Annotated in this window: 18 protein-coding genes; 12 read left to right on the top strand and 6 right to left on the bottom strand. The window is 68.6% G+C overall.

Translation table 11 applies throughout. The annotated features are described in order from the left end of the window. Positions 1-81: 81 nt before the first annotated feature. Positions 82-258, top strand: coding sequence for a hypothetical protein (locus tag Mth01_RS17320; RefSeq protein WP_204016901.1), 177 nt, complete (start codon positions 82-84; stop codon positions 256-258). Positions 259-286: 28 nt separating this feature from the next. Here the strand turns inward: Mth01_RS17320 and Mth01_RS17315 are convergent, their stop codons facing one another. Beyond that, on the bottom strand, positions 287-607 hold the full coding sequence (locus tag Mth01_RS17315; protein ID WP_239089756.1) for a hypothetical protein: 321 nt from the start codon (positions 605-607) through the stop codon (positions 287-289). Positions 608-813: 206 nt separating this feature from the next. Here Mth01_RS17315 and rpsF point away from each other — a divergent pair, with 206 nt between their 5' ends. From rpsF to Mth01_RS17280, 7 genes are all read left to right on the top strand, one after another. Further along, the gene (gene rpsF, locus Mth01_RS17310) at positions 814-1104 is read left to right on the top strand and encodes a 30S ribosomal protein S6 (RefSeq protein WP_204016900.1); all 291 of its coding nucleotides are present in this window, start codon (positions 814-816) and stop codon (positions 1102-1104) included. A 95-nt stretch (positions 1105-1199) separates the two neighbouring features. Then, complete coding sequence (locus tag Mth01_RS17305) at positions 1200-1736, top strand: single-stranded DNA-binding protein (protein ID WP_204016899.1); 537 nt, start codon at positions 1200-1202, stop codon at positions 1734-1736. 84 nt (positions 1737-1820) lie between these two features. Next, positions 1821-2057 (top strand): 30S ribosomal protein S18, encoded by a 237-nt coding sequence (gene rpsR, locus Mth01_RS17300; protein ID WP_076439843.1) that lies wholly within the window; start codon positions 1821-1823, stop codon positions 2055-2057. 17 nt (positions 2058-2074) lie between these two features. Continuing rightward, positions 2075-2521 carry a 50S ribosomal protein L9 gene (rplI, locus tag Mth01_RS17295; protein WP_204016898.1) on the top strand — a complete coding sequence of 149 codons (447 nt, stop codon included), beginning with the start codon at positions 2075-2077 and terminating at the stop codon, positions 2519-2521. Positions 2522-2707: 186 nt separating this feature from the next. Then, positions 2708-3625, top strand: coding sequence for an ABC transporter substrate-binding protein (locus Mth01_RS17290; RefSeq protein ID WP_239089755.1), 918 nt, complete (start codon positions 2708-2710; stop codon positions 3623-3625). After that, the gene (locus Mth01_RS17285; protein ID WP_239089754.1) at positions 3622-4530 is read left to right on the top strand and encodes an amino acid ABC transporter permease; all 909 of its coding nucleotides are present in this window, start codon (positions 3622-3624) and stop codon (positions 4528-4530) included. The genes Mth01_RS17290 and Mth01_RS17285 overlap by 4 nt, the downstream gene beginning before the upstream one ends. Beyond that, complete coding sequence (locus Mth01_RS17280) at positions 4527-5264, top strand: amino acid ABC transporter ATP-binding protein (RefSeq protein WP_204016897.1); 738 nt, start codon at positions 4527-4529, stop codon at positions 5262-5264. Before Mth01_RS17285 ends, Mth01_RS17280 begins: the two co-directional genes overlap by 4 nt. An 11-nt stretch (positions 5265-5275) precedes the next feature. On the opposite strand, the gene Mth01_RS17275 is transcribed toward Mth01_RS17280, so the two are convergent. Together Mth01_RS17275 and Mth01_RS17270 are read right to left on the bottom strand one after the other, a co-directional pair. Continuing rightward, positions 5276-6790: an amino acid permease gene (locus Mth01_RS17275; protein WP_239089753.1), complete on the bottom strand. Its 1515-nt coding sequence runs from the start codon at positions 6788-6790 to the stop codon at positions 5276-5278. Between the two features lie 144 nt (positions 6791-6934). After that, entirely contained in the window at positions 6935-8290 is a 1356-nt protein-coding gene (locus Mth01_RS17270) for an MATE family efflux transporter (protein WP_204016896.1), read from the bottom strand. Positions 8291-8698: 408 nt separating this feature from the next. Here Mth01_RS17270 and dnaB point away from each other — a divergent pair, with 408 nt between their 5' ends. Beyond that, on the top strand, positions 8699-11359 hold the full coding sequence (gene dnaB / locus Mth01_RS17265; protein ID WP_204016937.1) for a replicative DNA helicase: 2661 nt from the start codon (positions 8699-8701) through the stop codon (positions 11357-11359). A gap of 206 nt (positions 11360-11565) precedes the next feature. Here dnaB and Mth01_RS29790 read toward each other — a convergent pair whose 3' ends face one another. From Mth01_RS29790 to Mth01_RS17245, 3 genes are all read right to left on the bottom strand, one after another. Next, complete coding sequence (locus tag Mth01_RS29790) at positions 11566-12936, bottom strand: metallophosphoesterase (RefSeq protein ID WP_239089752.1); 1371 nt, start codon at positions 12934-12936, stop codon at positions 11566-11568. Positions 12937-13028: 92 nt separating this feature from the next. Then, on the bottom strand, positions 13029-13784 hold the full coding sequence (locus Mth01_RS17250) for an ABC transporter permease (protein WP_204016894.1): 756 nt from the start codon (positions 13782-13784) through the stop codon (positions 13029-13031). A gap of 12 nt (positions 13785-13796) precedes the next feature. Continuing rightward, on the bottom strand, positions 13797-14729 hold the full coding sequence (locus Mth01_RS17245) for an ABC transporter ATP-binding protein (RefSeq protein WP_204016893.1): 933 nt from the start codon (positions 14727-14729) through the stop codon (positions 13797-13799). 150 nt (positions 14730-14879) lie between these two features. Between Mth01_RS17245 and Mth01_RS17240 the strand changes: the two genes are divergently transcribed. The 3 genes from Mth01_RS17240 to dnaN all read left to right on the top strand — a co-directional run bounded on the left by Mth01_RS17240 (position 14880) and on the right by dnaN (position 18245). Then, the gene (locus Mth01_RS17240; protein WP_204016892.1) at positions 14880-16400 is read left to right on the top strand and encodes a sensor histidine kinase; all 1521 of its coding nucleotides are present in this window, start codon (positions 14880-14882) and stop codon (positions 16398-16400) included. Further along, positions 16391-17038 carry a response regulator gene (locus Mth01_RS17235; protein ID WP_204016891.1) on the top strand — a complete coding sequence of 216 codons (648 nt, stop codon included), beginning with the start codon at positions 16391-16393 and terminating at the stop codon, positions 17036-17038. The genes Mth01_RS17240 and Mth01_RS17235 overlap by 10 nt, the downstream gene beginning before the upstream one ends. A 115-nt stretch (positions 17039-17153) precedes the next feature. After that, positions 17154-18245, top strand: coding sequence for a DNA polymerase III subunit beta (dnaN, locus tag Mth01_RS17230; protein WP_204016890.1), 1092 nt, complete (start codon positions 17154-17156; stop codon positions 18243-18245). Positions 18246-18340 lie beyond the last annotated feature (95 nt).

Below are 18340 nucleotides of genomic sequence, written 5' to 3'. Positions count from 1 at the left end.
CGGGAATGTTTCACTAAGGCACATGAGGGCAGCCGCCAACTCACCACCGACAGATGCGCCGATGATACTAAGGAGACGGGCGTGAGATATCGGTTGAGCAGCTTCCTCCTACTCGTCTACCTCCTGGTCGGTGTCTACGTCGCGTGGGTCCACCACTACCTCACCCCGGCCCTTCTCAAGCAGGTCGCGCAGGCCCTGTTGGCGATCTTCCTGTGGTTCCTGATCCTTCTCGGCGTGGATCTGCACGTCGGAGGCTGACCGACGAGCCCGGCGTCCCGGCCCGGCCTCAGACGTGCGGAACGAAGCCGCCGTGCGCGACCCCCAGGGCCATCCCCACGAACGACGTCACCACTCCAGCGATGATGAGGCATCGCTGGGCGGTGGTGACCGAGATGTACTGCACGTAGAGGCCGCCCCAGAACCCGAGCGCACCCACCCAGGACGCGACGATGTGGCTGTCGACGATGAACCCGGTGACGAAGGCCATGATGCCCAGCATGAGCGTGGCGACCGTCAGGAAGTTCGTCAGCGGATGTCGCCCGCCGTCCGTGTTGAGAGTGAAACGCGGTGACGGCCTCTCGGTGGGGCGGGTGGTGACCTGTCTCATCTGAGACACCCCCTCTTACCTTGCGGTTCGGCTCACCTTCCAGTCTGGGCTCAGGACGGCGTACGGCCAAGGGGCTGGTAGCCTTAACCGACTGCGCATGGTATGAGCGGCGGAAAGTACAAGCCGCCGCTTGACCTCGCGCGGCGGATCCTCCTGTCACGGCAAGGTGTCGTGACCGCAAGAGTCCAGAGGAGGTTGGATTCGGCATGCGTCGTTACGAGATGATGGTCATCCTCGACCCGTCCCTCGATGAGCGCACCGTGCAGCCCTCGCTCGACCAGTTCCTGGCCGTCGTACGCAACGACGGCGGCAGTGTGGAGAAGGTCGACGTGTGGGGGCGTCGCAAGCTGGCCTACGACATCGCCAAGAAGGCCGAGGGCATCTATGCCGTCGTCGACCTGACCGCGGAGCCCGCCACGGTGAAGGAGCTGGACCGCCAGCTGAACCTGAACGAGGGCATCCTCCGCACCAAGGTCATGCGGCCCGAGCTTCACTGACCAGTGCCGCCAAGCCCGACAAGTTTGTCGGGGGGTAGCCGTACGCTGGGCCCTTGAACGGGTCGGCGCACGGGATAGGAAGGCTAAAGCGACCGATGGCAGCAGGCGACACCCAGATCACCATCGTCGGCAACCTTGTCGACGACCCCGAGCTGCGCTTCACCCCGACGGGGCAAGCCGTGGCCCGGTTCCGCATCGCGTCCACTCCGCGGTTCCTCGACAAGCAGACCAACGAGTGGAAGGACGGCGAGGGGCTGTTCCTCACCTGCAACGTGTGGCGGCAGGCGGCGGAGAACGTCGCCGAGAGCCTGCAGCGCGGCATGCGGGTCATCGTGCAGGGACGGCTGCGCCAACGGTCGTACGAGACCAAGGAAGGCGAGAAGCGCACGGTCTACGAGGTCGAGGTCGACGAGGTCGGCCCGTCGCTGCGCAACGCCACGGCGAAGGTCAACAAGACCTCCCGCCAGGGCGGCGGCTTCGGCGGCGGCCCGGCGAACGACCCGTGGGCGTCCGCGACCCCCGCGCCGCAGGGCGGCTACGGCCAGGGTGGCGGAGGCGGCGGCGGGTTCGGCGCCCCCCAGGGGGGCGGCGGCGGATTCGGCGGCGACTTCAGCGACGAACCGCCCTTCTGATCATCGCTCTTCTCGTCTCCATCACATACCGACAATCCGAGCGACCATTCCCGCGTGACGCGGGGCTCTGAAAGGAGCACCACGATGGCCAAGCCGGCAGTTCGCAAGCCGAAGAAGAAGGTTTGCCTCTTCTGCCACGACAAGATCTCCTATGTCGACTACAAGGACACGGGGCTGCTGCGGAAGTTCATCTCCGACCGCGGCAAGATCCGTGCCCGCCGGGTGACGGGCAACTGCACCCAGCACCAGCGCGACGTGGCCACCGCCATCAAGAACGCCCGTGAGATGGCCCTGCTGCCTTACACGAGCACGGCGCGCTGAGAAGGGAGACCCAGGAAATGAAGCTGATTCTCACGACCGAGGTCTCCGGCCTCGGCGCTCCCGGCGACGTGGTCGAGGTGAAGGACGGCTACGGCCGCAACTACCTCGTTCCCCGTGGATTCGCCATCCGCTGGACCCGCGGCGCCGAGTCGCAGATCGCCTCCATCAAGAAGGCGCGTGCCGCCCGCGAGATCCGCGACCTGGGCTCGGCCCAGGAGGTCGCCGGCCGGCTCGGCGGGCTGAAGGTCAGGCTCGCGACGCGTGCGGGCGAGGCGGGCCGGCTGTTCGGCTCGATCACCACGGGCGACATCGCCGAGGCGGTCAAGTCCGCCGGCGGCCCGCAGCTCGACCGGCGCCGCATCGTGATCGACAACGCGATCAAGAGCGTCGGCACCCACCGGGTCAGCGTCAGGCTGCACCCGGAGGTCGTCGCCAACCTCGACGTCGAGGTCGTCGCCGGCTGATCCTCCGTCGGAAGTGTTCGCCGAACACCCCGACCTGATCACCATCGGGCCCCTCTCCGATCTCCGGAGGGGGGCCTCGGTCGTTTTCCGGGGGGACCGGGGACGGACTCGGGTATTGCCAAAACGCTACTATCTTCCCAGCTAAATTTGCGGATTCCGTGGAAGATCGTGCTGATGGAGGCTGTGATGCGCCGTTCCCCCGTGCGCCGTCGACCCGTGCGCCGTGCCACCGTGCTTCTGGCGTTCGGCGGCCTCACGCTGGCCGCCGCCGCATGCGCGCCGGCCTCCCAATCCTCGGACGGCCAGCCGTCCGCGGCCGCCGGCGATGCGACGGGTACGGCCGCCACGGCGAGCTGCGCCAAGGACGGCCTCACGCTCGTCACTCCCGGCAAACTGACCATCGGCACCGACAAGCCGGCCTACGAGCCGTGGTTCAAGGACGACGACCCCGCCAATGGGCAGGGCTTCGAGAGCGCGGTGGCGTACGCCGTCGCCCAGAAGATGGGCTTCACCAAGGACGAGGTCGTCTGGGCCGTCGTCCCCTTCGACTCCTCGTTCGCCCCCGGGCCGAAGAAGTTCGACTTCGACATCAACCAGATCTCCATCACTCCGGAGCGTAAGAAGGCCGTCGACTTCAGCGCGGGGTACTACACCGTCAAGCAGGGCGTGGTCGCCCTGGACGGCTCCACGTTCGCCAAGGCCGCCACCCTGGCCGAGCTCAAGGATGCCAAGATCGGGGTCCAGGCGGGCACCACCGCGCTGCAGGCGGTCCGGCAGGTGATCCAGCCCGGCGCCGATCCCAGCGTGTTCAACCAGCAGATCGACGCGATCAACGCGCTGAAGAACAAGCAGATCGACGCGATCGTCGTGGACCTGCCGACCGCCTTCTACGTCACAGCCGCCCAGGTGGAGGGCTCGAAGATCGTGGGCCAGTTCGCGGCCCAGTCGGACGCCCCCGAGGAGTTCGGCCTGCTCTTCCAGAAGGGCAACGGCCTGGTCCCCTGCGTGGACAAGGCGCTCGGTGAGCTCAAGACGTCCGGCGAACTGGCCGGGATCGAGAGCCGGTGGCTGACCGCGGCCGCGGGCGCGCCGGAGCTGAGTTGACCGAGGAGGCGCGGCCGACCCGGGTGGAGACCGTCACTGCCGCGCCCGAGACGAGAAGCTGGGTGAAGAGCGAACGGCAGATCCGCCGCGAGGCCGAGCTGCGCCGCCGAACCCGGCGGTCAGTCTCGGTCGCCACGGCCTCCACCCTGCTGGTCGCCGTCACGGTCGTCGTGGCCGTCACCGCGTCACCGGGCTGGCCTCGGGTCAGGGAGACGTTCTTCAGCCCCACCGCGTTCACCGAGGCGCTCCCCGACGTGTTGCGCGGGTTCCTCCTCAACATCAAGATCTTCCTGGTCGCCGAGGTGTTCATCCTGGTGCTGGGGCTGATCGTGGCCCTCGTGCGCGGACTGCGCTCGCCGGTGTTCTTCCCGCTGCGTGCGCTGGCCGTGCTGTACACCGACATCTTCCGCGGCATCCCCACCATCCTGCTGGTCTACCTGGTCGGGTTCGGCATCCCGGCACTCCAGCTTCAGGGCGCGCCGGCCGACCCGGTGACGCTCGGCGTCATCGCGCTCGTGCTGTCGTACGGGGCGTACGTCGCCGAGGTGTTCCGTTCGGGGATCGACTCGATCCACCCCAGCCAACGGGCCGCCGCGCGGTCACTGGCGCTGTCCCACGGTCAGACCATGCGCTATGTGGTGCTGCCGCAGGCGGTCCGCCGGGTGGTCCCCCCGCTGCTGAACGACTTCGTCTCCCTGCAGAAGGACAGCGCGCTCGTCGCCATGCTGGGCCCCTTGGAGGCGCTTCGCCAGGCCCAGATCCACGCCGCCTCGACCTTCAACTACACGCCCTATCTGGCCGCCGCGTTGCTGTTCATCGCGCTGACCGTGCCGATGGCGCGCCTCACCGACCACCTGGCCGCGCGTACGGCACGCCGCCACTTGGGAGGAGGTGGACGGGCATGAGCCTGCTGAAGATCGACGGAGTCTGGAAGCACTACCGCGGGCAGAGCGTGCTGCGCGGCATCGACCTGGAGGTCGCCCCGCACGAGGTCGTCTGCCTGATCGGCGCCTCGGGATCGGGCAAGTCGACGCTGCTGCGCTGCGTCAACCTGCTGGAGGCGGTCGACGACGGCACGATCCACCTCGACGGCGCGGAGATCACCGATCCCGGAGTGGACCCGGACGAGGTGCGCAAACGGATCGGCACGGTCTTCCAGGCCTACAACCTCTTCCCGCACATGACCGTGCTCGACAACATCACGCTGGCGCCGCGCAAGGTCCACCGTACGCCTCGGGCGGAGGCCGAGAAGCGGGCCGGGGAACTGCTCGCGAGGTTCGGACTGGCCGACCGGGCGGGAGAGTATCCCGACCGACTCTCCGGCGGACAGCAGCAGCGGGTGGCCGTCATCCGGGCGATCGCCACCCGGCCGCGGCTGCTGCTGCTCGACGAGGTCACCTCCGCGCTCGACCCGACCCTGGTCACCGAGGTCCTCGGTGTCATCCGCGAGCTCAAGGCGACCGGGATGACGATGATCCTGGCCACGCACGAGATGGAGTTCGCCCGCGACATCGCCGACACGGTCTGCTTTCTCGACGGCGGGGTGCTGCTGGAGCGCGGATCGCCCGAGCAGATCTTCACGGCGCCCGAGCATCCCCGCACCCGGGAGTTCCTCAGCCGGATCCTGGGCCGTCTCTGACGAGTGCGGGTTCAGCGGCGGTGGCGGCCCCGGCCCGGCGGGGGCGGGGCCAGCAGGCTCGCGCGTCTGCCGTACAGCAGGTAGAGCAGCACCGCGCCGGCCATGCACACGGCGAAGTAGATCCAGGTGATGACCTGGAGGTTGACCATCAGCCAGAGCGTGGCCAGGATGGCGAGCACCGGCACAAGGGGGAAGAGCGGGGTACGGAAGCTCGCGGGCAGCTCGGGCATCCTCCGGCGCAGCGCGATGACCCCTGCGGCCACGAACAGGAACGCGAACAGAGTGCCCATCACGACGAGTTGCTCCATCGTGAGCACCGGAGCGAGCTCGGCGAGCAGGATGGCGGCGGCACCGCTGATCAGGGACGCCGTGGCGGGAGTCTGGTGCCGTCCGGTGAGCCGTCCGAGGCTTCGGGGCAGCAGCCCGTCGCGGGCCATCGCGAACACCACGCGGGTCTGGCTGACCAGCAGCACGAGGATGACGGTGGTGAGTCCCAGCACGGCGCCGATGTTGATGACGTGGACCATGAAGTGCTCGCCGACGGCCCGGAAGGCGTTGCCGAGCGGGGTCTCCAACGAGATCTTCGTGTAGCGCACCATGCCCACCATCACGGCCGCGACCGCGATGTAGATGACCGTGGTGATCGCCAGGCTCCGGATCATGCCCTGGGGCACCACGCGCGGGGCGTCCCTGGTCTCCTCGGCGGTGGTGGCCACCAGGTCGAACCCGACGTACGCGAAGACGATGGCGGGGGCGGCGGCCAGGATGCCCAGCCAGCCGAAGGCGTGCGCCTGGCCGAAGGTCAGGCCGAAAAGCGTGCTGTGCAGCACGTCGGCGTCCCGGGCCAGCGGCAGGGGATCGGCCGGAATGCTCGCGAGGTTCGCGGCGTCGACATGCCGTGCGCCGACGACGATGACGGCGGCGATGGCCGCCAGCTTCGCCCCGACCATGACCCACAGCACGCGCAGGCCGACCCGGGCGTTGAACGCCACGACAAAGGTCAGCACGGTCAGGATGGCCAGCGTGAACAGGTCGGGGCCGACGGCCTTGCCGCCCAGTGCGGGCACCTGCACACCGAGGTCGGCCAGCGTCTGCGCCGCGTACAGCGACCAGGCCCTGGCCACGGACGCGGCGGCGAGCTCCAACTCCACGATGAGCGCACAGCCGACGATCCAGGCCCACATCTCGCCGAAGACGACGTAGGTGAACGTGTAGGCGCTGCCCGAGACCGGCATCGCGGACGCGAGCTCCGCGTAGCACAGGGCCACGAGGAGGCTGGCGATTCCGGCGATCATGAAGGAGAGGATCACGCCCGGCCCGGCGATCGTGGCCGCCTGCCGACCGGCGATGTTGAAGATCCCCGCTCCGATCATCACGCCGAGGCCGAAGACGATCAGGTCGCCGCGTCCGTAGATCTGGGAGAGCCCCTGCTTGGCCCGTGAGCCCAGCCCGAGGACCTCGTCCGACGGCATACGGCGCAGGACCGAGGTGGATCGTGCGTCCGGAGTGGATGACAGGGAGGACACCGGGAAGCCAATCCTGAGCGGGTCGGTTGTGGGGCGTGCATAGGCGGACAGTTACGAAACAGTGCCCCACGGGCATCAAGGGAACAAGACCCCGCATGTCACATGGTCATCAAATCCTGGCCACTCGCGGGTCACGCACGCCGGTCACGCACCGGTGACCAGCCAGGCCGTGCCGTACGCCCGGATGCCCAGCGTGATCAACCGGGCGACCATCCACGCGCCGAGCGCCAGCCAGAGGGCGACCATGCTGCCGGCCGCGCCGGCCAGCGCGGCGAACGGCAGGTAGGCGATGGTGGCCCACAGGCCGGCCCACGCCAGATAGCGCTGATCGCCCGCACCGATCAGCACCCCGTCGAGCACGAAGACGACGCCGGCGACCGGCTGGAAGAGCGCCACCGGCCACAGTACGGCCAGCAGGTGCGCGGTCACCCCCGCGTTGGCGTCGAACACGCCAGGGACGAGCGGCCGGGTCAGCAGCACGGCCGCGCAGAACACCAAGCCGCAGGCGATGCCCCACCGGACCATGCGGGCGGTCGCGTCCCGCGTGGCGGCGGCGTCCCCGGCGCCCAGCGTCCGACCTGTGATCGCCTGTCCCGCGATCGCGATCGCGTCCAGGGCGAACGCGAGGAATGTCCAGATCCGGGCGGCGATGGTGTGCGCTCCGATCTGGTCGTCCCCCATCCTGGTGGCGATCGACGTGGCCACCAGCAGCACGGTCTGCAGGCAGGCCGTGCGGATGACCAGGGCGAACCCGGCGGCGCCGGCGGCCCTGAGGCCGACGAGGTCGGGCCGTAGCGGGGCGCCGTGCCGACGGGCGGTCCGCACCACCAGCGTGAGATAGACCGCGGCAGACAGCGCCTGGGCGGCCACCGTCCCCCAGGCGGAACCCGCGATCCCCCAGCCGAGCCCGAGAACGAACCAGAGGCTGAGCAGTCCGTTCAGCGCGAACGAGGCCACGGACACGACCAGCGGTGTCCGGGTGTCCTGCATGCCGCGCAGTACGCCGGTCCCGGCGAGCACCAGCAACATCGCCGGGATGCCGAAGAGGCTTACGCGTAAGTAGGTGACGGCCTGTGCGGCGAGCTCCCCCGTTGCACCGAACAGGTGTACGATAAATGGTGCAAGAGGCCAGCATGCCGCGCTGACGACCAGACCGATCGCGGCCGCCAGCCACAGACCGTCGATGCCCTGGCGCATCGCCTGCCGGACGTCCCCCGCCCCCACCTGCCGGGCGACTGACGCTGTGGTGGCGTACGCGAGGAACACGCACAGGCCCACCAGGGCGGCCAGGGCCGCGCCGGCCACGCCGAGTGCGCCCAGCGCCGGATCGGGAAGGCGGCCGACGATGACGGAGTCGGTGAGCAGGAACAGCGGTTCCGCCACGAGTGCCCCGAAGGCCGGAACGGCCAGCCGGAGGATCTCTCGGTCGTGCGACCGGCGACGCCGGTCCTGTTCTACGGCTTCCACCGCGGGCTCCGCCGGCTCATCGGTACGAGGCATGAACTCATTTTGCGGCTTACCGAGCCATGCTCGATCGGTATCAACCTGTCTGGCGACTTTCTTTCCTCCACAGGGCGTGGACGGAGAATGGCCAGGTCAGCCGCGGGTTTCGGCAGGGACGGCAGCATTGTCCACAGGGCTGTCCCCAGTGTTCCCACAGGTGAGGGGCGAGACCTGCACATGTTTTCCACAGCGTTGTCCACGGGCGAGGTTGCCGTGGGCGGCGCGGCCCGCGAGACTGTCGCACCGGGTCGGAGCCGGTGGACGGGGCGAGGTACGGCATGAGGGCCGACAGGGGGGTGTGAGGTGAGCGTTATCGACTTCCCGGGGGGACCCGGGGAATCGGACGCGACGTTCGAGCGCACGCCACCGAGCAACATCGAGGCCGAGCAGTCGGTGCTCGGCGGCATGCTGCTGTCCAAGGACGCCATCGCCGACGTGATCGAGGTGCTGCGCGCCGACGACTTCTACCGCCCCGCGCATCAGATCATCTTCGATGCCGTCATCGACCTCTACGGCCGCGGCGAGCCGGCCGACGCGGTCACCGTCTTCAACGAGTTGCAGCGGCGTGGCGAGGTCGCCCGGGTGGGCGGCGGCGCCTACCTCCACACACTGACCGCGACCGTGCCGACGGCCGCCAACGCCGGCTACTACGCGAAGATCGTCCGAGAGCAGGCCATCCTGCGGCGGCTGATCGAGGCGGGCACGCGGATCGTCTCCTACGGGTACGGCGGGCAGGGTGAGGAGGTCGACGACCTCGTCGACCGGGCCCAGGCCGAGATCTACAAGGTGACCGAGCGGCGCACGTCGGAGGATTACCTCCCGCTCTCGGAGATCATGCCGGGCGCCCTCGACGAGATCGAGGCCATCGGCAGCCGCGGCGGCCAGATGGTCGGCGTCCCCACCGGCTTCCAGGACCTCGACGCGTTGACCAACGGCCTCCACCCCGGCCAGATGATCGTCGTGGCCGCAAGACCGGCAATCGGTAAGGCGCTGGCTCTCGACACCCCGCTGCCAACGCCGACCGGTTGGACGACCATGGGGGAGGTCCAGGTAGGCGATTACCTTCTCGGTGCTGACGGGGCGCCCACTCGTGTCGTGGCGGCCACCGATGTGATGATCGGCAGGCCCTGTTACGAGGTCGAGTTCAGCGACGGCACCGTCATCGTGGCCGACGCCCAGCATCAGTGGCGAACTACCACACGCGCCTCCCGGCGGCAGCGATCAGAGACGAAGCGAACCTTCTACTGGCCGCCTGCGTCCCTGAAGCGGGTGCAGGGGGCCTATGCCGCCTCGCAGACGGGACCTGATGAGTTAATCACGCATCAGGAAGCGCTCGCCATCGTGGGGGCGGAGTTCCGTCATGTGCTGCACACGGTGCAGAAGGAAGTCGGAGCGGCGGGGAAGGCCCCTCGCTCGGTCAGTGGCCCAGTCCGGAATTACACCTGGAACACACCGGCGGTCTACTCCCGCAGACTGCTCTTCGACGCTCTTGATGGGCGAGTGAGCCGCCCCAAGAATTCCGCGACGACCGCCGTCCACGGGGACATCGTGACCACGGAGGAGATCGCGGCAACGCTGCGATGCGCCTCGGCTGACAAGCGGCCGAACCACGCGGTCGGCATAGCCGAGCCGTTCGAGCTGCCCAAACAGGATCTTCCGCTCTCACCGTACGTTCTGGGCATATGGCTCGGTGACGGTCATAGTGAGAGCGCAAGGTTCACGACGGTCGAACCCGAGATCATCGGATATGTCGAAGCAGAGGGCCTGCGGGTTGCTCACGTTGGATCGAGCCTTAGCTACTCACTGAAGCTTCCAGAGTCACCACCCTTGCCGGAACGCGCCTGCGTCGTCTGCGGAGGTCCTTCGACCGGCGGGAGGCAATGCCAGGCCTGCCGCGACCACCACGGCAGCGTCCAGGCCATCCTGCGTGCCCTCGGGGTCCTCGGAAACAAGCACATACCCCGGCAGTATTTGCGCGCATCGGCAGACCAGCGACGGTCCCTGTTGGCCGGGCTGCTGGACACCGACGGCTACGTGAGCCGGGGTGGCCAGGTCCAGTTCGCGGTAACGAACAAGAGGCTGGCGGAAGATGCCCTCGAACTCATCTTGAGTCTTGGTCACAAGGCCACGATGAAGACGAAGGACGTCAAGGGCAGGACCGCGAAATCGTCCACCTGCTACATGATCAACTTTACCCCGGCGGAGAAGGTGTTCCGTCTGTCGCGGAAGGCCGAAAGGCAGGTGACGAAGGCACACCCGGCAACTCGAGTTCGGTACATCGTGAACGTTCGGCACGTGTCGTCGGTGCCCGTTCGATGCATCGAGGTGGACAATGCGGAGCACATGTACTTGGCGAGCAAGTCATGCATCCCAACACATAACTCGACTCTCGGCCTCGATTTCGCGCGTTCTGCGGCGATCAAGAATGGTTTGGCGACCGTCATCTTCTCGCTGGAGATGTCGCGTAACGAGATCACTATGCGGTTACTCTCCGCCGAGGCGCGGGTGGCGTTGCACACCATGCGGTCGGGTCTGATGAATGACGACGACTGGACCCGGCTGGCCCGGCGGATGGGTGAGGTGGCGGACGCGCCGCTGTTCATCGACGACTCCCCGAACATGTCGATGATGGAGATCCGGGCGAAATGCCGCCGCCTCAAGCAGCGCAACGACCTCCGGTTCGTGATCGTCGACTACCTCCAGCTGATGAGCTCGCCCAAGAAGACCGAGAGCCGCCAGCAGGAGGTCTCCGAGATCTCTCGTGCGCTCAAGCTGCTGGCCAAGGAGTTGGAGGTCCCGGTCATCGCGATCTCACAGCTCAACCGCGGTCCCGAGCAACGTACGGACAAACGCCCACAAGTATCAGATCTTCGTGAAAGTGGATCAATCGAGCAGGATGCGGACATGGTCATCCTTTTGCACCGGGAGGACGCGTACGAGCGCGAGTCCCCCCGCGCGGGTGAGGCCGACCTGATCGTGGCCAAGCACCGTAACGGCCCCACCGCTACCGTGACGGTCGCCTTCCAGGGACACTACAGCCGCTTCGTGGACATGGCTTCACACTGATCCGCAAATCCGGACCAGGGGGACGGACCCGCCCGGGGGTGGCAGACCACGGCCCCCGGGACACGACCGAAGCCGCGCAGACGTCCCGGTAGGGCGTCCCGCCTGTGAGAAGATCAACTGTGGGATCAGCCGGATGGCGATCTACCGGAATGCGGGCCAGTGCTCCGGCCTTCACTTCAGGCCGGGGAGGAGTTCAAGCGGTTTACTCAGGGGATCGGCCGGTAGTGGGTCGCGATCCGATCCTCATAGAGGAGATGGATGGCGATGGCCGGGGGCAGCGTGAAGTCGATCGGCGGTTGGACGGGGGTCTCGGCCGGGAGCAGTATCGTGCTCACGACCCCGGGTGCGACCAGCAGTGGCCGTCCGGCGAACGTCGTGGCCGCGGCCGTGTGCGCGTGTCCGGCCAGCACGGCCAGCACGTGCGGGTGCCGGTCGAGCACCTGTCGCAGCTGCTCGGGCCGGTTGAGCCGGATGGCGTCGACGTACGGGATGCCGAGTTCGACCGCCGGGTGATGCATGCCGACGAGGGCCCGCACCCCGGGCCTGGCGGCGAGAACCGAGTCGAGCCAGGCAAGGGTGTCGTCGTCGAGGTGTCCGTCATCTCGTCCCGGGATGCTGGAGTCGCACAGCGCGATCGTCACGGTCTCGAGATTTAGCGCCTGATTGACGGGCTGATCGCCGTCCCGCCCCAGCAGCACCTTCCGTAGATTTCCGCGAACGTCGTGATTCCCCGGACAGAGCACCAGCGGCACGTCATCGAAGGAGATCAGGTCGCGGACGATCTCGTACTCCTCCACCGCGCCGTGGTCGGCGATGTCCCCCGTGAGCAGGATCGCGTCCGGACGCATTGACCGGGCGTAGTCGAGCGCCCGTACGGCCCGGGAGGTGTTCCGTCCGCTTCCGTCGATGTGGATGTCACTGACCTGGGCCAGCACGACCATTACCCACCTCCATGATCGGCGATGTCGATACCTGAGTATGCGCCTCCCGGCCCGGCAACGTCTCGCACGACCGGCTCCGACCGCGACACGGTCCGGTTCTGAGGTTCGGGACGACGCGTCACCGGACGCCGGCCGAGCAGGTGAGCGCGCCACTCGCCGAGGTTGACGATGCGGGGGGCGAGCCCCTCCGGGTGAACCGCTCGCCCGCAGCACGTTCGTGAGCAGGTCGGGGTCGACACCCTCGGCGATCAGGCCGATGGCCGCGTTGGCGTCGACGAGGTTCCAGCCCCGGTCCACGACCACCGCGGGATAGGGCTCATGGGCGGACAACAGCCGCCGGATCGCCTCGCAGACCGCCGCCATCTGCGGGGAGTCGAGCGGGGACTCCGTGTAGGCCGGGGCGTAGCCGGCGGCCAGCAGCAGATGGTTCCGCTCGCGCAGCGGGATCTCGAGATGCTCGGTGATGTGGAGCACCATGTCACGGCTCGGCCGGGCCCGGCCGGTTTCAAGGAAGCTGAGGTGGCGGGTGGAGATCTCGGCCTGGATCGAGAGCTCGAGCTGGCTGAGTCTCCGGTGCTCGCGCCAGTGGCGGAGCAGTTCGCCGAACGGCCGCTGATAGATCTGGGCTGCTGCCACGGTTCCGACGCAAGCCCGGGGACCGGGGCGGGACGTATTACCCCGCGGGTAAACATCTCCGCCACCCGGCGGCGAGCCCGGGCCCGTGCCGGTCACTGCCAGCGGAACAGCCGTGCCGCCATGAGACCGGCCACCACCGCCCATCCGGCGAGTACGGCGAGATGCAGCGGTTGCGGGGCCTGACCGGCGAGCGCGTCGGTGAGACCCTGACCGAAGGCGCCAGACGGGGTGAAGTCGCTGATCCGGCGCAGGACCTCGGGCATCACCTGTCGCGGCAGCCACATACCGCCGAGGAACAGTAGCGGGAACAGGACGGCCGCGCCCGCGCCCTGGACGACCCGCGAGTTCGGCGTCACAGCGGCGAGGCACAGGCCGATGGCGAACAGCGTCGTTGAGCCGAGCACGAAGACCCCGGCGAACATCCAGAACGCAGGCGGAGCCGGCATGTCGAGGGCCAGGTGTCCCAGCCCGAGGGTCAGCGTCGTAGCGGCGACGGCCACGCCAACGTGGATCACGAGCTGGGCCGCCAGCAGCGAGCTCGGCCGTACGGGGGTGGTGGACATCCGGCGGAGCATGCCCCGCTCCCGATAGGTGACCAGGGTCGTCGGCAGCAGGCTCAGCGCGAGCATCATGACCGACAGGAGGACCATCAAGGCGGGGAACTGCGCGTCCACGGGTCGCTGTCCGCCGAGCAGGGGGTCCGGCTTGCGGAAGTCGGGGATCGAGAGGCCCAGGGCCAGCAGCAGCCCCACGGGAAGCATGATGGTGAAGAAAACCGCGGCGGGCTCGCGGAGGAAGAGCTTCGTTTCCACGGCTACGAGCCGGGCCGTGCGGGGGATGGTCGCCATGTCTTGGGTCTCCTATGCGGCGGGCTGATCGGCGGGTTCGCCCGTGAGGGCGAGAAACGCGTCGTCGAGCGTGGTCCGCTCGACGTGGAGGTCGGACATCAGGGAAGCCGGCAGTACGGACATCACGGCGGGGAGCAGGCCACCGGTGCCGATGACCACGACCTCGACGGCGTCATCGGCTGTCGCAGCCCGGCCCCTCCGTCCCGGTTGTGCTGGGATGCCATCGGTGCTCGTCGTGACGGACGACACATCCGGGAGCGCCCGCAGGCCGTCGACCGGCTCGCGGGTACGGAACGTGAGACGCTGCTCGCCACCCGCCCGGGCGATGAGTCCCTCCGGGGTGTCCACCGCGAGGACCCGGCCGGCCGAGATGACCGCGACGCGGTCGCACAGCCGCTCGACCTCCTCCATGAAGTGCGTGACCAGGATCATGGTCACGCCGCGGTCGCGGATGCGCTCGATAAGCTCCCAGGTGTCCCGCCGCGCCTGTGGATCGAGACCGGTGGTGAGCTCGTCGAGGATCGCGATCTTCGGGTTGCCGACGAGTGCGAGCGCGATCGACAGCCGCTGACGCTGCCCGCCGGACAGCTTCGCGAAAGCCGTACGCGGATCGAGGCCGGTCTCCTCGAGCAGCGCACGCCAGTCGGCCGGCCGCGAATAGAACGAGGCGTACAGGCTCAGCGCCTCGCCGACCCGGATCTTGTCGGGCAGTGAGCAGTCCTGGAGTTGCACCCCGACCTGCTGCTTCAGGTCGGCCTCCACCCGGATGGTCCCCGACGTCGGGGTGCGCAGGCCGGCCACGCATTCGACCGTCGTCGTCTTGCCGGCTCCGTTGCGGCCGACGACGCCGAAGATCTCGCCCTCCTCCACGGAGAACGAGACGTCTTCGACCGCCACCCGCGTGCCGTACGTCTTGTGCAGGTTGTCCACAGTGATGATCGCCATGTGGACAACGCTAGGAACCGGGCGGCGCGGCGGGAATGCGGCTGGGAACCCGACAGGGGTGTACTTGTCCCCACCCCCATCCGGCGCCTGAGGCCACTGCGCGCCGACCTCGCCCTGGAGGAAACTGACGGCAGAAGGAGAGGTGGGCAAATGGCGCTCAACCGGATTGCAGGCACCACGATCGCGGCACTGGCCAAAGGGGCTGTGCTCTTCGGTGTCGCCATGCTCGGGCAGGCTGTGGCGATCGTGATGCTGGCAGCCATCATGCTCAGCTTCGGTTTGGGGATGGTCTTCCTGTTTCCTTCCGCGGTACGGCTCGTGCGAGGGATGACCGGGCTGAACCGGCGGCTGGCCCGCGAGTGGTCGGGAGTCGAGATCGAGGCTCCGTACCAGCCGGCCCCGCCCCCGCCGGTGCCGTATGCCGACGGTTGGTACCGCGAGGGGCGGAACCTCTACAAGACACCGAGGATTCCGGCGTTCAACCGCCGCTTCAACTGGATGCTCAAGGACCCGGCCACCTGGCGTGATTTCGCCTACCTGCTCGCCGACCCGTGGTCCGGCGCCATGGCCGCCGCGGCTCCCGTGCTGATCGTCGCGTTGGGCGTGGTGCAGTTCGCGACGGGCACCGGCCTGCTCTGGCCCGTGCTCGCCCTGCTCGCCCTGGCCACCGCACCGTGGGTGGCCCCGTGGGGCGTGCGCATCCACGGGCGCTTCGCGCACGCCCTGCTGACTCCGACCGAGAAGGCGAGGCTGACGCGGCGGGTCGATCAGCTCGCCAGGACACGGGGCGAGGTGGTGGACTCCCAGGCCGCGGAGCTACGACGGATCGAGCGTGATCTGCACGACGGCGCACAGGCGCGGCTGGTCGCGATCGGCATGACGATCGGCGCGGCCGAGCAACTCGTCGGCTCCGACCCGAACGCGGCGAAGGCGCTGCTCGCCAAGGCCAGGGAGGCTTCGGCGACCGCGCTGCACGAGCTCCGCCAGGTGGTGCGCGGCATCCATCCCCCGGTCCTCGCCGAGCGCGGCCTCGGTGACGCCGTACGGGCGCTCGCCCTGGACAGCCCGATGCGCACGCACGTGACGGTGGATCTGCCCACCCGCCCGCAGGCCCCCGTCGAGTCTGCCGCCTACTTCGCGATCAGCGAGCTGCTAACCAACGCCGTACGGCACGGCGAAGCGACGGAGGCGTGGATCGACATCAGCCACCGGGAGGGGAACCTGCGGGTCAGCGTCACCGACAACGGGCATGGCGGGGCCGACCCGGCACGCGGCACCGGCCTGAACGGCATCGAACGCAGGATGGCGGCTTTCGACGGCGTGCTCGCGCTGAACAGCCCGGCAGGCGGCCCGACCACGGCCGTTCTGGAGCTGCCTCGCGCGCTGGGTACGGCGCGCGCGCCGCACCCAGCATGGAAGAGCGTGACCATCGCCGTAGGCTGGACGTTGGCCGCAGTCCCCACATTCCCACAGGGGTTCGTCCCGATGGTCATCAAGCTCACCGGAAACGGGGAAACCGGAAAGTCGTGGTTCCTCGCGCTTCATCTCCCCGAGTCGTTCCAGTGGCCGGTGATCGCCGGCATGATCGCCCTGGGCGGCGCCATGTACACGGCAGCTGCTTTGCTCACCGCACAGGCGAAGCGGGCCGAGGAGGGCGAGGGGTGCGGGTAGTCATAGCGGAAGACCTCCATCTCCTGCGGGAGGGCCTGGTCCATCTGCTCGGCGCGTACGGCTTCGACGTGGTCGCGGCCGTCGAGTCCGGTCCCGAACTGCACGCCGCCCTTATCCGGGAGCGTCCCGATGTGGCCGTCGTCGACGTACGGCTTCCGCCGACCTTCACCGACGAGGGCCTGCAGGCGGCGCTGGCGGCGAGAAAGCAGGTCCCGGGGTTGCCGGTCCTCGTGCTGTCCCAGCATGTCGAGCAGCTCTACGCCAGGGAGTTGCTGGCCGACGGCTCGGGCGGGATCGGCTACCTGCTCAAGGACCGCGTGTTCAACGGCGAACAGTTCGTCGACGCCGTGCGCCGCGTGGCCGCCGGGGGCACGGCCATGGATCCGGAGGTCATCGCCAAGCTGCTGGCCGGCAACGCACGTAACAAACCGCTGAGCAAGCTCACCCCGCGGGAGCGCGAAGTGCTGGAGCTCATGGCCGAGGGGAGATCCAACGCCGCCATCGGCCAGCGGCTGTACCTGAGCGAGAGCGCGGTCGGCAAGCACACGGCCGGCATCTTCGCCAAGCTCGGCCTGGCCCCCTCGGACGACGACAACCGCCGCGTCCTCGCCGTGCTGGCGTTCCTCAACAGCCGGTAGTGCTCAGGCCGGGCGGCGCGGTTCTCTCAGGCCGGTCTTGCGAGCCCGGTCTTTTCTGTCGGTCCCACGGGCTACCTTTGCAACGAGACGCGGACCGGGAGAGCAGGAGGCCAAGGTGAAATTCCAGGTGAACAGCAGTGTGCTCGCCGAGGCCGTGACCTGGACCGCCCGCGTGCTGCCGGGCAGGCCCGCCATCCCCGTGCTGTCGGGACTGCTGCTCGAGGCGGGCGAGGACCTGTACGTCTCGGCCTTCGACTATGACGTGTCCGCCCGCGCGCGGATCGAGGCCGATGTCGCCGAGCCGGGGCGGGTCCTGATCCCGGGCCGGGTCCTGGCCGAGATCACCAGAAGCCTCCCGGACCGCCCCGTCGAGATCGCCAGGAGCGGCGCGGAGGCCGTGCTGCGCTGCGGCAGCCTGGAATACAGTCTGCTCACGCTGCCGGATGAGGACTTCCCGAAGCCGCCCGCCATGCCGCGGGAGATCGGTGCGGTGGGCGGGGGCGCCTTCGCGAGCGCGGTCGGCCACGTCGCCGCCGCCGCGAGCCGGGACGAGACGCTGCCGATGCTCACCGGCATCCGGGTGGACATCGACGGCGTGCGGGTCACGATGGCCGCCACCGACCGCTATCGGATCGCGGCCGAGGACTTCCTGTGGCACCCCGAGCGGCAGGACGAACGACACGGCGTGGTGGTGCCCGCGCGAGTCCTGGTCGAGGTGGCACGTGCACTGCGCGGCGGTGAGGTCTCGATCGGGCTGAGCGACAACATCGCGGGTTTCGCGAGCCAGGGCCGCACCACCACGGTGAGGCTGCTCGACGACCAGTTCATCGACTACCGATCGCGGCTCTCCCAGCAATGGGCGATCCACGCCGACCTGGCCGTCGCCCCCTTCGCCGAGGCCGTCAAGCGGGTGGCTCTGGTCGCGGAGCGCAACACGGCCGTTCGGCTCTCCTTCTCTCAGGGCCAGGTGCAGATCCAGGCCGGCGGTGGGGAGATCGGCCGGGGAACCGAGATCATCGAGGCTGATCTGACAGGGGATGACATCCAGATCGCTTTCCAGCCGCACTACCTGCTCGATGGCCTGAACGGAGTCGAGACCGAGCGTGTGCGCCTCCACATGGACTCGCCGACCCGCCCCGCCCTGATCGCGAGCGAGGCGGACGACTCCGGCTTCCGCTACCTGGTCATGTCCCTCCGCCTCGCCTAAAGGCTGCGGTCGCCCAGATGGCGCCTCGCGGCGTTGTCGTCGTCGTCCATAGCTCCGCTATGGCCTCCTCCTCCGCCTTGCGATGCATCCATCTG

Source organism: Sphaerimonospora thailandensis, assembly GCF_016863115.1.
GTDB classification, from domain to species: domain Bacteria; phylum Actinomycetota; class Actinomycetes; order Streptosporangiales; family Streptosporangiaceae; genus Sphaerimonospora; species Sphaerimonospora cavernae.
Note: the sequence above shows the minus strand (reverse complement) of the source record. Positions and strands in the feature narration are given on the sequence as shown.

Coding starts and splice junctions, on each gene's coding strand:
- Mth01_RS17240 (WP_204016892.1), top strand. CDS start 14,880: ATGGCGCTCAACCGGATTGCAGGCACCACGATCGCGGCACTGGCCAAA.
- Mth01_RS17290 (WP_239089755.1), top strand. CDS start 2,708: ATGCGCCGTTCCCCCGTGCGCCGTCGACCCGTGCGCCGTGCCACCGTG.
- Mth01_RS17250 (WP_204016894.1), bottom strand. CDS start 13,784: ATGGCGACCATCCCCCGCACGGCCCGGCTCGTAGCCGTGGAAACGAAG.
- Mth01_RS17245 (WP_204016893.1), bottom strand. CDS start 14,729: ATGGCGATCATCACTGTGGACAACCTGCACAAGACGTACGGCACGCGG.
- rpsF (WP_204016900.1), top strand. CDS start 814: ATGCGTCGTTACGAGATGATGGTCATCCTCGACCCGTCCCTCGATGAG.
- Mth01_RS17270 (WP_204016896.1), bottom strand. CDS start 8,290: ATGCCTCGTACCGATGAGCCGGCGGAGCCCGCGGTGGAAGCCGTAGAA.
- dnaB (WP_204016937.1), top strand. CDS start 8,699: ATGCTGCTGTCCAAGGACGCCATCGCCGACGTGATCGAGGTGCTGCGC.
- rplI (WP_204016898.1), top strand. CDS start 2,075: ATGAAGCTGATTCTCACGACCGAGGTCTCCGGCCTCGGCGCTCCCGGC.
- Mth01_RS17280 (WP_204016897.1), top strand. CDS start 4,527: ATGAGCCTGCTGAAGATCGACGGAGTCTGGAAGCACTACCGCGGGCAG.
- Mth01_RS17315 (WP_239089756.1), bottom strand. CDS start 607: ATGAGACAGGTCACCACCCGCCCCACCGAGAGGCCGTCACCGCGTTTC.
- Mth01_RS17305 (WP_204016899.1), top strand. CDS start 1,200: ATGGCAGCAGGCGACACCCAGATCACCATCGTCGGCAACCTTGTCGAC.
- rpsR (WP_076439843.1), top strand. CDS start 1,821: ATGGCCAAGCCGGCAGTTCGCAAGCCGAAGAAGAAGGTTTGCCTCTTC.